Raw genomic sequence first — 16435 nt, forward strand, 5'->3', positions numbered from 1 at the left:
TGCCGAGCAGCAGCGCGATGGTGCGGACGGCGGGACTCGAACCCGCACTCCAAAGGAAGCCGATTTTAAGTCGGAAGCGTCTACCGATTTCGCCACGTCCGCACACCGCTGCACGAGAAGCGCAACCGACGCCGACCGTCAACCCGCTACGGGCGGGAAGCGCGCTCAGACGTTGAGTCGCGCGCGCATTTCCTTGCCGGGCTTGAAATAGGGAACGCGCTTGGCCTCGACCTCGACGGTTTCGCCGGTGCGCGGGTTGCGGCCGATACGGGCATCGCGGGCGCGGGTCGAAAATGCACCGAAGCCACGCAGTTCGACGCGGCCATTGGCGGCGAGACGCCGCGAAATCTCATCGAAGAAGGTCGAGACGATGGCGTCGACCTCGGACCCCGACAGATTGGGGTTCAGCTCACACAGCTTTTGAACCAGTTCAGAACGGATCATCGCAAAACTCCCCCCCCGGTTGATGCAACGGGGTCTTGATAGAGATCAATGGAGCCTGCGTATAGGGCCAAAATGAACATATTAAAAGAAATTTGGGCTGAAGCGGTATCGAACCGCTTCAGCCCGCATCGTCTTACTTCTTGTCGGCGTCCGCCGAGCGGGCCTTGAGGGCCTCGCCGAGGATGTTGCCGAGCGTCGCGCCCGAGTCGGACGAGCCGTACTGCGCAACCGCCTGCTTCTCTTCGGAGATCTGCATCGCCTTGATCGAGAAGGTCGGCTTCTTCGAACGATCGAAGCCGGTCACCATCGCGTCGAACTTCTGACCGACCTGGAAACGCTCCGGACGCTGCTCGTCGCGGTCGCGACCCAGATCCGTACGCTTGATGAAGCCGGTTGCGCCGTCGTCGCCCTGCTGCACTTCGAGGCCCGCGTCGCGGACTTCGAGGACGGTGACGGTGACGATCGCGTTCTTGTTGAGGCGATCGCCCGCAGCCGCAACGCCGCCGGCCGCCGGGCCGCCACGCTCGAGCTGCTTCATGCCGAGGCTGATGCGCTCCTTCTCGGCGTCGATGTCGAGCACCACCGCCTGCACGGTCTCGCCCTTGCGGTGCAGGTTGAGGGCATCCTCACCCGACACGCCCCAGGCGATGTCCGACATGTGGACCATGCCGTCGACGTCGTTGTCCAGGCCGATGAACAGACCGAATTCGGTCGCGTTCTTGACTTCGCCCTCGACGGTCGAACCAATCGGATGGGCAGCGGCGAACGCTTCCCACGGATTGTTCTGCGCCTGCTTGAGGCCGAGGCTGATGCGACGCTTGTCCTCGTCGACTTCGAGCACGACGACATCGACTTCCTGCGAGGTCGAGACGATCTTGCCCGGATGGACGTTCTTCTTGGTCCAGGACATTTCCGAAACGTGGACGAGGCCCTCGATGCCCGCTTCCAGCTCGACGAACGCACCATATTCGGTGATGTTCGTGACGCGGCCCGACAGCTTGGCGCCGATCGGATACTTAGCCGACGCGCCGTCCCACGGATCCGACTCGAGCTGCTTCATGCCGAGGCTGATGCGCTGCGTGTCCTTGTTGATGCGGATGATCTGCACCTTCACCGTGTCGCCGATCGCGATCATCTCGGACGGATGATTGACGCGCTTGTAGCTGAGGTCGGTGACGTGGAGCAGGCCGTCGATGCCGCCGAGGTCGACGAACGCACCGTAATCGGTGATGTTCTTGACGACGCCGTCGATGATCTGACCCTCGGCGAGGCTCTGGATCAGGCCCGAACGCTGCTCGGCGCGGGTCTCTTCCAGCACCGCGCGACGTGATACGACGATGTTGCCGCGCTTGCGGTCCATCTTGAGGATCTGGAACGGCTGGGGGATGTCCATCAGCGGCGTGACGTCACGCACCGGACGGATATCGACCTGGCTGCCCGGAAGGAACGCGACGGCGCCCGACAGGTCGACGGTGAAGCCGCCCTTGACGCGGCCGAAGATCACGCCCTCGACGCGGGCGGTCTTGCTGAACTCGAGCTCGAGCTTGTCCCAGGCGGCTTCGCGGCGCGCGCGGTCGCGGCTGAGCATCGCTTCGCCATGCATGTTCTCGACGCGGTCGACATAGACTTCGACTTCGTCGCCGACCTTCAGGTCGGCCTTCTGGCCCGGTGCGGCGAATTCGCGCAGCGGCACGCGGCCTTCGGACTTTAGGCCGACGTCGATGACGGCAAGATCGTTCTCGATCGCGGTGACGGTGCCGTGCACCACGCGACCCTCGAAGCTGTCGGCGCCGCCGAACATGTCATCGAGCATCGCCGCGAAATCGTCGCGGCTGGGAAGGGGCTGGGTAGCCATAGGGTTAGAGTGTCCTCGAGGTTTATCTGTTTCCGGCCAATCGGTTGGTTCCGATGGTCTTGGCTGAAAACGCCGCGCCGACCCCATGCCGATCGCGGCATCCGTTGGGCGTCGGCAGGCGGAGGAATACGATGCGCTGATGCGAAAAGGGCGCGAACGGACCAGCCGAACGCGCCTACCTCCACGAGCATCGGCTCGCAGGACAATCGTCGTATAGGCCAAAACCGTCGTTTTGGCAAGGTGAGGGTGGGTGGTCGCGGAGGGGGGCGACTCGCGGCCGGTCATGGGGCGGAAGTTGCGAAGGATGCGGGAACGTCGGTGCCGAAATTGCCCCCAGACCCCGTTCCTGCGGGCGGGGCAGCGGGCGTTTGGGATGGCGGGATCATGTCAGATCCCGCGGCTGTAGGACAATGGCGCGGCGAAGCCGTGACGGGGTAAGCAACGTCCTCGGTGGCGTGTCCTCCCCCTCCGTCATGCCTTCGGCATGCCACCTCCCCCTGGCGGGGGAGGAATTCTCGGAAGCTTGGATGCCGATCCGGCCTGAGCGACGAGGCCCGAAGGGGTGATCGCGAAACGCGCGCCTGACCCTTAAACCTCGTCCACGCTCAATGCGCGATATACGGCCCGGCCGGGATCATCGTGCGGGCGCGCGCCACGATCGGCACATCCTCGTCGCAGGGGCGCGTCGCCACGACCTTGCCGTTGTGGCGGATGAGCAATCCGCTGCCGAATGCGGGATCATGACGGCCGTCCTCGCCAAGGGAAGTGCGGACCGTGCGGTCGAACACGGTGTAGCTGTAATCCTTGTTCGTCGCGGTGATCTGCGTCTCGCCGCCGCCGGAGATTGCCTTCTCGGCAAAGGTCAGCTGAGTCGAGGACAGTTCGATCTTGCCCGGCAGGCCATAACGATAGGCGGCGCGCTGCCCCGAGCCGCAGATCGACATACGCTTGGCGCCAATCGAGCAGGAAAACAGCGGCACCTCGGCCGGCGTACACAAACCGCCGGCGGCTGGCGGGGCGCCCGTGACGCGCGACGCCCTGCCGGCCCCGACCAACGCGGCGGTCAGACCGCAGCAGAGGATTAGCGCCGTGTGGATGCGCATCGTCGACTACCCCCAACGCCCGCTGTGCCGGAATCCGGTCTGTAGTCGCTAAGCTCCGTCGTCAGGCCGGGCCGGCGCCGGCGCCGGCGCGCTGACGAGCGCGGGTGGCGTTGCGGGCCTCGACCAGCGCGATCGCGCGGGCGATGCTCGCCTCGATCGTCATCTGGCTGGTGTCGAGCAGCGCCGCATCGGCCGCCATGCTGAGCGGCGCGGTCGAGCGGGCGCTGTCGCGGCTGTCGCGTGCACGGATGTCCATCAACACCTTGGTGAAGGTGACCTCGAACCCCTTGGCCAGCAATTCCTTGTGGCGGCGCTGGGCGCGGATGTGCGGGGTCGCCTTGACGAACAATTTGGCATCGGCATCTGGCGCGATGACCGTGCCGATGTCGCGGCCGTCGAGCACCGCACCGCCGGGCTGGCGGGCGAAGCGCTTCTGGCGCTGCAGCAGCGAGGCGCGCACCAGCGGGTGCACCGAAACGATCGAGGCGAGCTGACCGATGTCGTCGGTGCGCAGCGCGGGATCGTCGAGCATGCCCTCGTCGAAATCGCACGCCGCGACCGCATCCGCTTCCTTGGCGGGGTTGAGCTGCATCCGCTGCACGTTGAACGCCACCGCGCGGTAGAGCAGGCCGGTATCGAGGTGGGGAAGGCCGTAATGCTGCGCGAGCGCCTTGGCGATGGTGCCTTTGCCCGACGCTGCTGGGCCGTCCACTGCGATGATCATGCTTCCTCCGACACTTCGTCAAGTGTCTTATAGAAGACAGGATAGCTGGTCGCCACCGGTGCGACATCGTCAATCGTGACAGGACGTGCCGCATGCAGGCCGGCGACCGTCATGCTCATCGCGATCCGGTGGTCGAGCCGCGAGGCGACGCGGCCGCCGCCCGGAATGGCGTCGCCACCGGTGCCGGTGATCGCGAGCCCGTCCTCGAACTCCTCGCAGGGCACGCCGCACGCCTCGAGCGCCGCCTTCATCGCGTCGATCCGGTCGGATTCCTTGACGCGCAGCTCGTGCGCGCCGCGTGCGACGGTACGGCCCTTGGCGAAGGCCGCGGCGACGAACAACACGGGATATTCGTCGATCATGCTCGGCGCGAGATCGGGCGGCACGTCGATCGCGGTGAGGAGGGCGTGGCAGACGCGCAGGTCGGCGACCGGCTCGCCGCCGACCTCGCGCCGGTCGAGCTCGGTGATGTCCGCGCCCATCAGTCGCAGTGCCGCGATCAGCCCGGTGCGGGTGGGGTTGAGTCCGACGTTGCGGATGACGAGATCGGAGCCGGGGACGATCGACGCGGCGACCAGCCAGAAGGCGGCCGAGGAGGGGTCGCCGGGGACGGTGATCGTCTGCGGCTTCAGTTCGGCCTCGCCGCGGATCGCGATGACGCGGCCGGCGGCGTCGCCCTCGATGGTGAGTTCGGCGCCGAAGCCGCGCAACATCCGCTCGCTATGGTCGCGCGTCGCCACCGGCTCGACGACGCGGGTGATGCCGGGCGTGTTGAGCCCGGCGAGCAGCACCGCCGACTTGACCTGCGCCGAGGCGACGGGAAGCGTATAGGTGATCGGCACCGCCGGGCACAGGCCGCGTAGCATCAGCGGCAGCGTGCCGCCGGGGCTGGCGGTGACGCTCGCGCCCATCTGCGACAGCGGTTCGATGACACGGCCCATCGGCCGGCCCGACAGCGAGGCGTCGCCGGTGAAGGTCGCGGTGATCGGATGGCTGGCGACGAGGCCCATCAGCAGCCGCGTCGAGGTGCCGCTGTTGCCCATCTCCAGCGCGGTCGCGGGTTGCCGCAGGCCGCCGACACCGACGCCGTCGACCTGCCAGGCACCTTCGCCGGTGCGCTCGATCGTCGCGCCCATCGCGCGCAGCGCCGCCGCGGTGGCGAGCACGTCCTCGCCCTCCAGCAGGCCGGTGATCCGGCTGGTGCCGACCGCGAGCGCCGAGAACATCAGCGCGCGGTGGCTGATCGACTTATCGCCGGGGACCTTGAGGGTGCCGGTGAGGGGCCCGCGCGGGGCCACGCTCAGTTCCTGGGGATGAGAGTGCGCCATAGGGACAGGGCTTTGACAGCCACCTTGCGCTATGGCAAGGCGCGCTCCATCTCACGGGCCCAAACCACAGGCGGGGGCAACCTTTGCCTGCTACACCCAATTCCGAAAGGCACACCGCGGCATGATCAAGCCGGAATGGGGCACGAAGCGTACGTGCCCGAAATGCGCGACGCGCTTCTACGACCTCGAGAAGGACGATCCCGTCACCTGCATCAACTGCGGTTCGACGTGGAATCCGGAGCCGATCCTGAAGTCCAAGCAGCCGCTGCCGTTCGAGCAGGTCAAGCCCGACACCAAGGAAGCCGATCGCGACCTGGAAGGTGAGGACGAGGATCTGGAAGCGCTGGGCGAAGAGGAAGAGCCCTCGGCCGATGACGAGGTCGATCTCGGCGGCGACGACGACCTGGGCGTGGAAGCGCCGAACGACGAAGACGAACATTGATTTGAAAAAAAGGCATGGCAAGCATCGATTCAGCGCTTGCCATGCCCCGGTGCCCCCGCTAGTGGGGCGCCTCCCGGAACGAATGGGGCCGTAGCTCAGCTGGGAGAGCGCTGCAATGGCATTGCAGAGGTCAGGGGTTCGATCCCCCTCGGCTCCACCATTCCGTTCCGATCCGCCGAATGAGGCGGCAATTCTCCAAAAGCATTGGCTTTGATCTGGCGGCTGTCACTGCGGTGACGGGCGCCGTTTGTGTTTGTGCGGTATGTCCAGGCGCCGGTGACCGGCGGCACTTTGCTCGCCTAGGCGACCGTTGCTTCTTTTGAGAGACTATCGGGAGCGCATGCCGGCTCCACCCGCTGCGCAGGCGTTGCACGCACAAAAAAGCCCGCGGTTTCCCGCGGGCTTTTGCGTCCAGGTCGGGCAGGGCGGTGTGATCCGCCCCGTCCGAAACCGATCAGTCGACCGGCTGAAGGTTGACGGCCGAGGTCTTGCCGCGGCGGTCCTGCTCCAGGTCGTAGCTGATGCGCTGGTTCTGGTTCAGCGTCGCCATGCCGGCGCGCTCCACCGCCGTGATGTGGACGAACGCATCGGCGCCGCCCGTGTCGGGTGCGACGAAGCCATAGCCCTTGTCGGCGTTGAAGAACTTTACGGTGCCGGTGATGCTGCTCATGGCAGATCCTTTCTACTTGCGGCGCAACGGTACGATTACCGACGCGCCTGATCGCGGGCGAAGCAGGGAAGGAAGGAAGAGGGAGCCGCAAAGCACGCCGTAGACCGTCGATGTGCGACTCTAGCAGGAGTCATATGGCGCATCCGGGGCGGTTCGGCAAGGGGCGGCCCGCGAGGGGGCCATCGCGGGAAGACTTGCGCTGCACCGCGGCAGGGTCCATCTGGAGGCCATCGGGCCGCTCCATTCGCGCATGGCCCGACTGAGAGATGATATGCGCTCCCGCTGCCTATGGGAGACCCGCATGTCGCGTGCCATCAACGTCAACGCCGCCAAGCCCGATGTCGAGGCCCTGTGCCGCAAGCACAAGGTGACGATCAGCGCGATCGAGACGCTCGCCTCGGGGGGCACGCGCGTCGTGCTGACCAACGCTGACGGCGCCGCGACGATGAACCGGGTGTTCGGCCGCAAGGTGCTGAACGGCGCGGTAGAGCGCACGCCGCTGCGGTTGCGGACCGCCTGAAGGCGACGGCGTCCGTCGCCGCCGATCAGATCAAGAGTGCGTCTTCCTCCCGCCCGTCGCCCCGAATCAGGGTGACGGGACGGGCGCGACTATGTCCTGAAACCCCCGGAGCTGCCGTCCCGCGAGCTTATTTCGCCGGAGCCACGCGCCAGATCGTGTTGCCGACGTCGTCTGCGACCAGCAGCGCGCCGGTGCGGTCGCCGATCACGCCGACCGGCCGGCCGCGCGCCTTGCCATCGGCGTTGAGGAAGCCGCTCAGCACGTCGATCGGCTTGGCGCCGTCCGACGGGAAGCCGCGCGCCGCGAAGGGGACGAACACCACCTTGTACCCGGACACCGGCTTGCGGTTCCACGAGCCATGTTCGCCGATGAACGCGCCTTGCGCGAAACGGTCGCCGAGCTTGACGTCGCCCGCGAAGGTCAGGCCCAGCGCCGCCACGTGCGGCCCGAGCGCATAGTCGGGGCGCTTCGAATATTGCTGGAGTTCAGGCCGCGCCGGCTCGACGCGCTTATCGGGATAGCCGCCCCAGTAGAACCACGGCCAGCCGAACTGGTCGCCCAGCTCGACCTGCGTAAGGTAATCGGGGGCGAGGTCGGAGCCGAGCATGTCGCGCTCGTTGACCACCGTCCACAACTGCTGGTTGAACGGGCTGATCGCCATGCCCTGCGGATTGCGCAGGCCGGAGGCGTAGATGCGGAAGGTCTTTTCCTTGGGATAGACCTCGAGGATGTTGGCGCGATATTTCTCCGCCTCCAGCCCGTTTTCGGCGATGTTGGACGACGAGCCGACGCCGACGAAGAGGCGGCGGCCATCGGGTGCGGCGACCAGGGTGCGCGCCCAATGGTTGCCGCCGCCGTTGAGCCGGACGACGAGTTCGGGCTTGGCCGTGATCTGCGTCGCGTCCTCGCTATACGGCACCCGCACCACCGAGTCGGTATTGGCGACGTAGAGCTGCCCGTCGAGCAGCGCCATGCCGGTCGGCGAGTTGAGCCCGGTCATGAAGACGTGGCGCTGTTCGGCGACGCCGTCGCCGTCCGCGTCGCGCAGCAGCGTGATGCGGTTGGCCGAGGGCACGCCGGCGCCCGCCTTGCCGAGCAGCAGACCCATCACCCAGCCCTGGATACCCCCGCCCTTGCGCGGCGGCGAATTCGTCTCGGCGACCAACACATCGCCATTGGGCAGGCGATAGAGCCAGCGCGGATGATCGAGGGTCCGCGCGAACGCCTTGACGGTGAGGCCCGCGGCGGGGGTGGGGGTCTCGTTCCCCTGCCAGCCGACGACATCGGCGACCTTGACGGTGGGCAGCACCTGTTCGCGCGGCGCGGCGATCTGCGGCCGCTTGCCGGTGACCCGGTCGAACGGCACCTGCGCGGTGTCGGGCCAGGCGAAATAGATGACCGCGGCCACGGCGATCACGACAAGGAGCGCGGCGACGCGCAGGACGTGCTTGAGCATGACGCCACGATAGGGGGGCGGGGGGCGCCAAGGAAGGGGAAAGGTGCGGGGTTCCCCAACCTATCCGTCACCCCGGACTGCTTCCGGGGGCCACCCCGCGGCGGGGAGAAGGGTTAGAGGCTCCGGCCGCGTGCTTGCTGAACGGTGGACCCCGGAACAAGTCCGGGGTGACGGGTGGCTTGGTAGACCGTTTCGATCTCTCTCATGAGAGAGCCTGACGTGCTCCCGCTTGCGCGGGAGCACGTCGATGGCCTCAGCCCGGCAGCAGGTCGTAGCGGTCGGCGTTCATCACCTTGGTCCAGGTCTGGACGAACTGTTCGACGAACATCGCCTGACCATCGGATGCGGCGTACACCTCGGCCAGCGCCCGCAGCTGCGAGTTGGAGCCGAACACCAGGTCGGTGCGCGAGGCGGTCCATTTCTGCTCGTGCGTGTGGCGGTCGGTGCCGACGAACTCCTCGTCGCTCTCGTCGCTGATCTGCTTCCACGCCGTGCCCATGTCGAGCAGGTTGACGAAGAAGTCGTTGGTCAGCTGTCCCGGTCGGTCGGTGAACACGCCATGCTGTTTCGCCTTGGCATGGTTGGCACCGAGCACGCGCAGGCCGCCGACGAGCACCGTCATCTCCGGGGCCGACAGGCCGAGCAGCTGCGCGCGGTCGACCATCAGCTCCTCGGTCGGCACGTTGAACTGCACCTGCAGATAGTTGCGGAAGCCATCGGCACGCGGTTCGAGCACGTCGAAACCCTCGGCATCGGTCTGTTCGGCCGAGGCGTCGGTACGGCCGGGGGTGAACGGCACGTCGACCGCGTGACCGGCCGCCTTCGCCGCCGCCTCGATCCCGACCGAGCCGCCGAGCACGATCAGATCGGCGATCGAGACCTTCTTGGCACCCTTGCCGTCGAACTCCGCCTTGATCCGCTCGTAGACCGAGAGGACGCGGGCGAGCTGCTCGGGCTGGTTGACCTCCCAGTCCTTCTGCGGGGCGAGGCGAATGCGCGCACCGTTGGCACCGCCGCGATGGTCCGAGCCGCGCCACGTCGAGGCCGAGGCCCAGGCGGTGGTGACCAGCTCTTCGATCGACAGGCCGGAGTCGGCGATCGCCGTCTTCAGCTCGGCGATATCGCTGCCCTCGATCTGCGGATAGTCGGCGAGCGGGATCGGGTCCTGCCAGATCAGCTCTTCCTGCGGCACCTCCGGACCGATCAGGCGGATCTTCGGCCCCATGTCGCGGTGCGTCAGCTTGTACCAGGCGCGCGCCCAGGCATCGGCGAAATAGTCCGGGTCGGCACGGAATTTCTGGCAGATCGCATTGTAGGCCGGGTCGATCTTCAGCGCCATGTCGGCGGTGGTCATCATCGTCGGGACGCGCTTGCCCGCGGTATGCGCCGCCGGCGCCAGCGTCTCGTCGGGATTGCCGACGGGCTGCCACTGGTGCGCGCCCGCCGGACTCTTCACCAGCTCGTACTCGTGGTCGAAGAGCATGTCGAAGTAGCTCATGTCCCAGGTCGTCGGCGTCGGCGTCCATGCACCCTCAATGCCCGAGGTGATGGTATGGTCGCCCATGCCGCTCTCGTGCGTCGACGCCCAGCCGAGGCCCTGCGCGGCGATGTCGGAGCCTTCGGGCTCCTTGCCGACGTGCTTGGGATCACCCGCGCCATGGGCCTTGCCGAAGGTATGGCCACCGGCGGTGAGCGCGACGGTTTCCTCGTCGTTCATCCCCATGCGCGCGAAGGTTTCCTTCATGTCGCGCGCCGAGCCCTGCGGATGCGGGCAACCGCCCGGGCCTTCCGGGTTGACGTAGATGAGGCCGTGCTGGATCGCGGCGAGCGGGCTTTCCAGCGCCAGGCCGGCTTCTTCGTCGATGCGGGTCTGGCCGAGCCATTCCTCCTCGGTGCCCCAATAGACGTCCTTCTCGGGCTCGAACACGTCCTCGCGGCCGCCGGAGAAGCCGAAGGTCGGGCCGCCCATCGATTCGATTGCGACGTTGCCGGCGAGGATGAACAGGTCGGCCCAGCTCAGCTGACGACCGTATTTCTGCTTGATCGGCCAGAGCAGGCGACGCGCCTTGTCAAGATTGCCGTTGTCCGGCCACGAGTTGAGCGGCGCGAACCGCTGCTGCCCCGCGGATGAGCCGCCGCGACCGTCGCCGGTGCGATAGGTGCCGGCGCTGTGCCAGGCCATGCGGATGAAGAACGGGCCGTAATGCCCGTAATCGGCCGGCCACCACGGCTGGCTGTCGGTCATCAGCGCGGTGAGATCCGCCTTGAGCTGATCATAGTCGAGGCTGAGGAACTCCGAGCGATAGTCGAAGTCGTCGCCCATCGGATTGCCGCTGACGCCCTTCTGGTGGAGGATGTCGATCGACAGGGCTTCGGGCCACCAATCCTTGGCGGTGCGGCCGAGCAGGCGGCGCTTGGCGGCGGCCTGTTTCTTCGGGTCGTTGATCGGGCTGCCTTCGGTAATGGCGTCCATGACATTCTCTCCTCGATCGAATCTGCTGCGGGCGCACCGGAATGATCGTGGTGCGCCAATAAGATGCCGTATTGGTATCGCAGCGGAACTGATCGGGAAAACGCGAATTCGCGAAGGCGGTGATCGCTTTGGGCGATTACCGGCGACTTTTCCGCCGGCCGGTCGGACGACGCTATTTCATGCCTTGTGTTCGCTTGGCGACAATGAGGCTGTGGGTGGCTTCGGCTGCGGCTTGGCTGAAGGCGGCTTCGGAGTCGGTCGTACCGTCCTTGGAATAGGTTACGGCCAAAGCACCGACGCGGGCGTTTTCGCGGCGCAGAGCGCGGGCTTCGGCTTTGGAAAGCTGGCCCGACCTGCGTCCGGCGCGAATGTCATCGTCATTCTTGGTGACCTGATAGGCAGCCGACGCGGGCGGGGTCGCGTTGATCGTCGTCCAGGCCTGCGCGAGGGCGGGGGTAGGGGCCAGCGCGGCGATCCACAGCATAGCGATCCGACCGACCCTCACCCTGGCGACGGCTGCGCCGTCTTTTCCCTCTCCCAATGGGAGAGGGAAAAAGGCGCGTCGCGCCGAAGGGGTGAGGGTGGGGTGGGGCGTCCGCGGATCGTTCGAAAAGGGCTGCATGGCTCACCTCCCATCCGTTAGGCCGCGATGATCGCCATCGCGGCTGAACGGGGGCTGAGCGGGTGCTCAGTCCTCCTCGACCTCGTGCGTCACCGGTGGATGCAGGCGCAGGCGGTGGATGCGGCGTTCGTCGGCGTCGAGGACTTCGAGCTTCCACCCGCTGGGGTGATCGACGCATTCGCCGACCGTCGGCACATGCCCGGCCAGCACCGCGGCGAGCCCGCCCAAGGTATCGACGTCGTGATCGGTCTCGCCCAGTCGCGGGTCGATCAAGGTCGCGGCGTCCTCCAGTTCGGCGCGTGCATCGGCATCCCAGGCGCCGCCGTCGATCGGCACGAGCAGCGCCTCGGGCGCCTCGTCATGCTCGTCCTCGATCTCGCCGACGATCTCCTCGATCAGGTCCTCGATCGTCACCAGCCCCTCGGTACCCGAATATTCGTCGAGCACGACGGCGAGATGGACGTGGCTCGCGCGCATATCGGCAAGCAGGTCGAGCGCGCCACGCGACATCGGCACGTAGAGCGGCTCGCGGATCAGTCCGGAGATGTCGGCGGGATGCTCGGCGCCGGTGGCGAGGATCGCGAACACGTCCTTGATATGGACCATGCCGATGATCGTATCGAGTTCGCCGCGATAGACCGGCAGGCGGCTGTGACCCGCCTCGGCGAAGATCTGGACGAGATGCGCGAAGGTGGTGCCTTCCTCGACCGCGACGATGTCGGCGCGTGGCACGCCGACGTCGCCCGCGTCGCGCTCGCCGAAATGGAGCAGGTTGCGCACCATCTGCCGCTCCAGCGGCGTCAGGTCGCCCTTGGCGTCGGGACCGGGATCGTCCTCGTGCCGGTCGATCGCCTCCTCGAGCTGTTCGCGGAGGGATTCCTCATGCGCGCCGCCGAAGATCAGCGTCTTCAGCCCGCGCCAGATGTTCGATTCGCTGGGGTCGCCGTTGCCGGCGCTACTTCGGTCGTCTGCCATGGCGGCGGTATCAGTCCTCTCGTATCTGATAGGGGTCGGCGATGCCGAGCGAGGCGAGCGCCTGACGCTCGATATCCTCCATCGCCTCGGCTTCCTCGTCCCCCATATGGTCGTAGCCTAGCAGATGCAGCGTGCCGTGCACCAGCAGGTGCGTGGCATGTTCGGCGACGGTGACGCCCTTGTCGCGCGCCTCCGCCTCGCAGACGCCATGGGCCATGACGATGTCGCCGAGCAGCAGTTCGCCGTCGTCGCTGTTCTGGCTGACCGTGTCGATCAGGTCGGGCTGGACCATCGGGAAGGACAGGACGTTGGTCGGCTTGTCCTTCTGGCGATATTGCGCGTTGAGCGTGCGTACCTCCTCGTCGGCGGTCAGGCGCACGCTGATCTCGACCGTCGCGGCGGTGGTGAGCAGTTCGCCATAGGGCGTGCGCTCGATCGCAGCGCGGGTGGCACGGCTGGCGAGCGCATCCCAGTCGGTGTCGGCGGGCCAGGGCTCTTCACGGGCGAGTTCGATATGGATCATGCGAGGTCCGTCTTGGAGAAATCGTCGCCCTTGTAGAGCAGGCGGGCGTCGTGCGTCTTGGCACAGGCGTAAGCGAAGCAATCGCCCATGTTCAGGCGGGCGGGGTGGCGGCCCTTGCCGTAGCGGTCGTAGGTCACGGTTGCTATCATGGCTTCTGCCGCGCCGATCGGTACCAGCCGCATATCGAAATCGGCGGTGAATGCATCCACTTCGGTGTAGGCCGCGAGGATCGTGATGGCGCGGATCGCTGCAATCGCGCGGCTCGTTTCCCAGGCTGACAGCGCGGAGTAGAGGCGGTTGTCAGCTGCCCCAAACCGGGCCTCAAGTTCGAGATGATCCGGCTCCTTGACCAGCATCGCGACCATCGCCGATGCATCGACAAAGAGGGTCAATCGTCATCCTCATCGTTCAGCGAGTCGTAGAATGCTTTGTCGGCCACAAGTCCAGTTGGCTCGCCCAATGGATGCGCGCGTCTCCAAGCCTCCATCCGCGCGTGGATGCTCATGGCCTTGGCCTGCTCCAGTTCGCGCTTGCGATGCAACAGGGCGTCATGCACGGCCGCCGACTTGCTGGTCCCCAGCAAGTCGGCCACTTCGCGCGCCAGATCGGCGGTATCACTGTTCTTGATATAAAGGGACGTCATAGGTCCTCCTGTATATCCTCACGCGATAAGACTTACCGTACCGTCAAGCGGTCGGCCCTTCATATGCCTCGACGATCCGGCCAACGATGGGGTGACGGACGACGTCGGCGGCGGTGAAGCGGGTCATAGAAATGCCCTCCACCCCTTCGAGTCGCATCGTCGCGTCGGCAAGACCGGACGAACCGACGCCGCCGGGCAGGTCGGTCTGGTTGGGGTCGCCGCAGATCACCATCCGGCTGTTCTGGCCGAAGCGGGTGAGGAACATCTTCATCTGCGCCGGCGTGGTGTTCTGCGCCTCGTCGAGGATGACGAAGGCATCGGCCAGCGTCCGGCCGCGCATGAAGGCGATCGGCGCGATCTCGATCTCGCCGCTCGCGATGCGGCGCTCGACCTGCTCGGCGGGCAGGCAGTCGTGCAACGCGTCGTAGAGCGGGCGCAGATACGGATCGACCTTCTCCTTCATGTCGCCGGGCAGGAAGCCGAGCTTCTCGCCCGCCTCGACCGCGGGGCGCGACAGGATGAGGCGCTGGACGCTGCCGGTGATGAGCTGCGACACCGCCTGCGCGACCGCGATATAGGTCTTGCCGGTACCCGCCGGCCCGAGCGCGAAGATCATGTCGTTGGTCGACAGTTCGCGCATGTAATGCGCCTGCGCCGGGGTGCGCGGCACGATCGTCTTCTTGCGCGTGCGGATCATCACCGAGGGGATCGCACCGCGTTCGGTGCTGACGATGCCGTCGAGCGTCGGCTCCGACGCCATCGCGATCGCGGCATCGACGAGGCCGGTGTCGATCTCCTCGCCGCGTTGCAGGCGGTGGTAGAGGTCCTGCAGCACGTCGCGGGCGAGCGCGACATGCTCGGCGCTGCCCTCCAGCCCGACGCGGTTGCCGCGGGCGGTGATATAGACGCCGAGCCGGTTTTCGAGCGCGACGAGATTCTGGTCATATTGCCCGAAGAGCGTGGCGAGCAATTGGGGCTTGTCGAACAACACCTCAGCCCGGCTACGTTCACCGGAGCGGGCGGGGACGGGCTTGCGACTCATGCGGTCCTTTCATGCCGTGATGGCATGACGGGAATGTGGGATGCGGACGGGCGAAAGGGAAGCGGGAAAGGCACGGTTCGCGCGACCTTTCTGCGCTTCGGCGTCGCTACCCGTCCGCGCGCGAGATCAGGCCGCCGCGCGCACCCGCTCGGCGCCCGCCAGCGACACCGGGCCGGCGGACAGCAGGTCGACCGAGACCATGTCGCCGATCGCTGCGTCGGTCATCAGATGGACCGATTGCAGCCACGGCGACTTGCCGAGCATCTGGCCGGGCAGCTTGCCGCGGCGCTCGATCAGCACGTCGCAGGTGCGACCGACGCTCGCCTGGTTGAACGCCTGCTGGTCGCGGCCGAGTGCCGCCTGCAGCCGCTGCAGCCGTTCGTCCCTCACCGCATCGGGGATCGCGCCGGCCATGTCGGCGGCGGGGGTGCCGGGGCGCGGGCTGTATTTGAACGAATAGGCCTGCGCATAGCCGACCGCATCGACCAGCCGCAGCGTGTCGGCGAACTCGGCTTCGGTCTCACCGGGAAAGCCGACGATGAAGTCGCCCGACAGCGCGATATCGGGCCGCACCGCGCGGACCCGGTCGAGCAGGCGCAGATAGGAAGCGGTGTCGTGGCTGCGGTTCATCGCCTTGAGCACGCGGTCGCTGCCCGCCTGCACCGGCAAATGGAGGAAGGGCATCAGGCTCTCGACATCGCCGTGCGCGTCGATCAGCCCCTGCCGCATGTCGTTGGGATGGCTGGTGGTATAGCGGATGCGGGCAAGGCCGGGGATGCGATCGAGCACGCGGATCAGGTCGTGCAGGCCGCGCCCGTCGTCGTCCCAGGCGTTGACGTTCTGGCCGAGCAAGGTGATCTCGCGCGCGCCGGCATCGACCAGCGCCTTCGCCTCGTCGACGATCGCCGCGAACGGCCGGCTGACCTCCGCACCGCGCGTATAGGGCACGACGCAATAGGTGCAGAATTTGTTGCAGCCTTCTTGTACGGTGAGGAAGGCCGAGGGGCCGACGCGGCGGCGGGCGGGTAAAACGCCGAATTTCGACAGCAGCGGCATGTCCGTGTCGAGGCTGGGCGTGCCCGCGGCGGCGCTCGCCACCAGCGCGGGCAGATTGTGATAGGCCTGCGGGCCGACCACGACATCGACCTTCGCGCGGCGGACGATCTCGTCGCCCTCGGCCTGGGCGACGCAGCCGGCGACCGCGATCATCGGCGCGCTCCGCTCGTTCAGCCGCGCGGTCTTGCGCAGCCGGCCGATGTCCGAATAGACCTTTTCGGTCGCGCGATCGCGGATGTGGCAGGTGTTGAGGACGACGAGATCGGCGGCGTCGGGATCGTCGGTCGCGGTCATCCCGTCCGCCGCCATCAGCTCTGCCATACGCTCGCCGTCATAGACGTTCATCTGGCAGCCGAACGACTTGACGTGGAAGGTCCTGGGCAGCTCGTGGGGTTTGTCCGCGGAAGTCATGGCGGCGCGCATACAGGATGCGGGCGTGGGTCGCCAGCCGTCTCCTGGTCCTCACGGCGGGGGAGGGGACGGCTGGAGCCTTGTTACGAAGCTCCCGCCTGTCCTCCCCCCTCCACCATTCAGCTTGCGCCGAACGGTCCCCCTCCCC

Annotated in this window: 17 protein-coding genes and 2 tRNA genes; 3 read left to right on the top strand and 16 right to left on the bottom strand. The window is 66.8% G+C overall.

Annotated elements, in window-relative coordinates; all coding sequences use genetic code 11:
- Nucleotides 1-18: 18 nt before the first annotated feature.
- The 6 genes from HD841_RS11200 to aroA all read right to left on the bottom strand — a co-directional run bounded on the left by HD841_RS11200 (nt 19) and on the right by aroA (nt 5454).
- Nucleotides 19-102 (bottom strand) — tRNA-Leu (locus tag HD841_RS11200).
- Between the two features lie 63 nt (nt 103-165).
- On the bottom strand, nt 166-444 hold the full coding sequence (locus tag HD841_RS11205) for an integration host factor subunit beta (RefSeq protein ID WP_179508988.1): 279 nt from the start codon (nt 442-444) through the stop codon (nt 166-168).
- 133 nt (nt 445-577) lie between these two features.
- Nucleotides 578-2299: a 30S ribosomal protein S1 gene (gene rpsA, locus HD841_RS11210; protein ID WP_179508989.1), complete on the bottom strand. Its 1722-nt coding sequence runs from the start codon at nt 2297-2299 to the stop codon at nt 578-580.
- Nucleotides 2300-2904: 605 nt separating this feature from the next.
- Nucleotides 2905-3402, bottom strand: a complete 498-nt coding sequence (locus tag HD841_RS11215) for a hypothetical protein (RefSeq protein WP_179508990.1) — start codon at nt 3400-3402, stop codon at nt 2905-2907.
- Nucleotides 3403-3463: 61 nt separating this feature from the next.
- Nucleotides 3464-4126, bottom strand: coding sequence for a (d)CMP kinase (gene cmk / locus HD841_RS11220; RefSeq protein ID WP_179508991.1), 663 nt, complete (start codon nt 4124-4126; stop codon nt 3464-3466).
- Nucleotides 4123-5454: a 3-phosphoshikimate 1-carboxyvinyltransferase gene (gene aroA, locus HD841_RS11225; RefSeq protein WP_179508992.1), complete on the bottom strand. Its 1332-nt coding sequence runs from the start codon at nt 5452-5454 to the stop codon at nt 4123-4125. The genes cmk and aroA overlap by 4 nt, the downstream gene beginning before the upstream one ends.
- Before the next feature lie 121 nt (nt 5455-5575).
- Between aroA and HD841_RS11230 the strand changes: the two genes are divergently transcribed.
- Both HD841_RS11230 and HD841_RS11235 read left to right on the top strand, forming a co-directional pair.
- Nucleotides 5576-5896, top strand: coding sequence for a TIGR02300 family protein (locus HD841_RS11230; RefSeq protein WP_179508993.1), 321 nt, complete (start codon nt 5576-5578; stop codon nt 5894-5896).
- An 84-nt stretch (nt 5897-5980) separates the two neighbouring features.
- Nucleotides 5981-6056: transfer RNA gene (locus HD841_RS11235), tRNA-Ala, on the top strand.
- A gap of 294 nt (nt 6057-6350) precedes the next feature.
- Here the strand turns inward: HD841_RS11235 and HD841_RS11240 are convergent.
- Nucleotides 6351-6566 carry a cold-shock protein gene (locus HD841_RS11240; protein WP_037534615.1) on the bottom strand — a complete coding sequence of 72 codons (216 nt, stop codon included), beginning with the start codon at nt 6564-6566 and terminating at the stop codon, nt 6351-6353.
- A gap of 301 nt (nt 6567-6867) precedes the next feature.
- Between HD841_RS11240 and HD841_RS11245 the strand changes: the two genes are divergently transcribed.
- Entirely contained in the window at nt 6868-7086 is a 219-nt protein-coding gene (locus HD841_RS11245) for a hypothetical protein (protein ID WP_179508994.1), read from the top strand.
- 127 nt (nt 7087-7213) lie between these two features.
- Here the strand turns inward: HD841_RS11245 and HD841_RS11250 are convergent, their stop codons facing one another.
- The 9 genes from HD841_RS11250 to miaB all read right to left on the bottom strand — a co-directional run bounded on the left by HD841_RS11250 (nt 7214) and on the right by miaB (nt 16287).
- Nucleotides 7214-8542 carry a PQQ-dependent sugar dehydrogenase gene (locus tag HD841_RS11250; RefSeq protein WP_179508995.1) on the bottom strand — a complete coding sequence of 443 codons (1329 nt, stop codon included), beginning with the start codon at nt 8540-8542 and terminating at the stop codon, nt 7214-7216.
- 253 nt (nt 8543-8795) lie between these two features.
- Nucleotides 8796-11015: a catalase/peroxidase HPI gene (gene katG, locus HD841_RS11255; RefSeq protein WP_179508996.1), complete on the bottom strand. Its 2220-nt coding sequence runs from the start codon at nt 11013-11015 to the stop codon at nt 8796-8798.
- Between the two features lie 172 nt (nt 11016-11187).
- Nucleotides 11188-11499, bottom strand: a complete 312-nt coding sequence (locus tag HD841_RS11260) for a hypothetical protein (RefSeq protein WP_179508997.1) — start codon at nt 11497-11499, stop codon at nt 11188-11190.
- A gap of 204 nt (nt 11500-11703) precedes the next feature.
- Complete coding sequence (locus HD841_RS11265; protein WP_179508998.1) at nt 11704-12612, bottom strand: hemolysin family protein; 909 nt, start codon at nt 12610-12612, stop codon at nt 11704-11706.
- A 10-nt stretch (nt 12613-12622) separates the two neighbouring features.
- Nucleotides 12623-13135: an rRNA maturation RNase YbeY gene (ybeY, locus tag HD841_RS11270; protein WP_179508999.1), complete on the bottom strand. Its 513-nt coding sequence runs from the start codon at nt 13133-13135 to the stop codon at nt 12623-12625.
- Entirely contained in the window at nt 13132-13527 is a 396-nt protein-coding gene (locus tag HD841_RS11275) for a type II toxin-antitoxin system VapC family toxin (RefSeq protein ID WP_179509000.1), read from the bottom strand. The genes ybeY and HD841_RS11275 overlap by 4 nt, the downstream gene beginning before the upstream one ends.
- Nucleotides 13524-13778 (bottom strand): type II toxin-antitoxin system VapB family antitoxin, encoded by a 255-nt coding sequence (locus HD841_RS11280; protein ID WP_179509001.1) that lies wholly within the window; start codon nt 13776-13778, stop codon nt 13524-13526. The genes HD841_RS11275 and HD841_RS11280 overlap by 4 nt, the downstream gene beginning before the upstream one ends.
- Before the next feature lie 43 nt (nt 13779-13821).
- The gene (locus HD841_RS11285; protein WP_179509002.1) at nt 13822-14820 is read right to left on the bottom strand and encodes a PhoH family protein; all 999 of its coding nucleotides are present in this window, start codon (nt 14818-14820) and stop codon (nt 13822-13824) included.
- 126 nt (nt 14821-14946) lie between these two features.
- A complete protein-coding gene (miaB, locus tag HD841_RS11290; RefSeq protein WP_179509003.1) occupies nt 14947-16287 on the bottom strand; it encodes a tRNA (N6-isopentenyl adenosine(37)-C2)-methylthiotransferase MiaB in 1341 nt (446 codons plus the stop codon).
- Nucleotides 16288-16435 lie beyond the last annotated feature (148 nt).

Source organism: Sphingomonas melonis, from assembly GCF_013409985.1.
In the GTDB taxonomy this organism is placed as follows: Bacteria; Pseudomonadota; Alphaproteobacteria; order Sphingomonadales; family Sphingomonadaceae; genus Sphingomonas; species Sphingomonas melonis_A.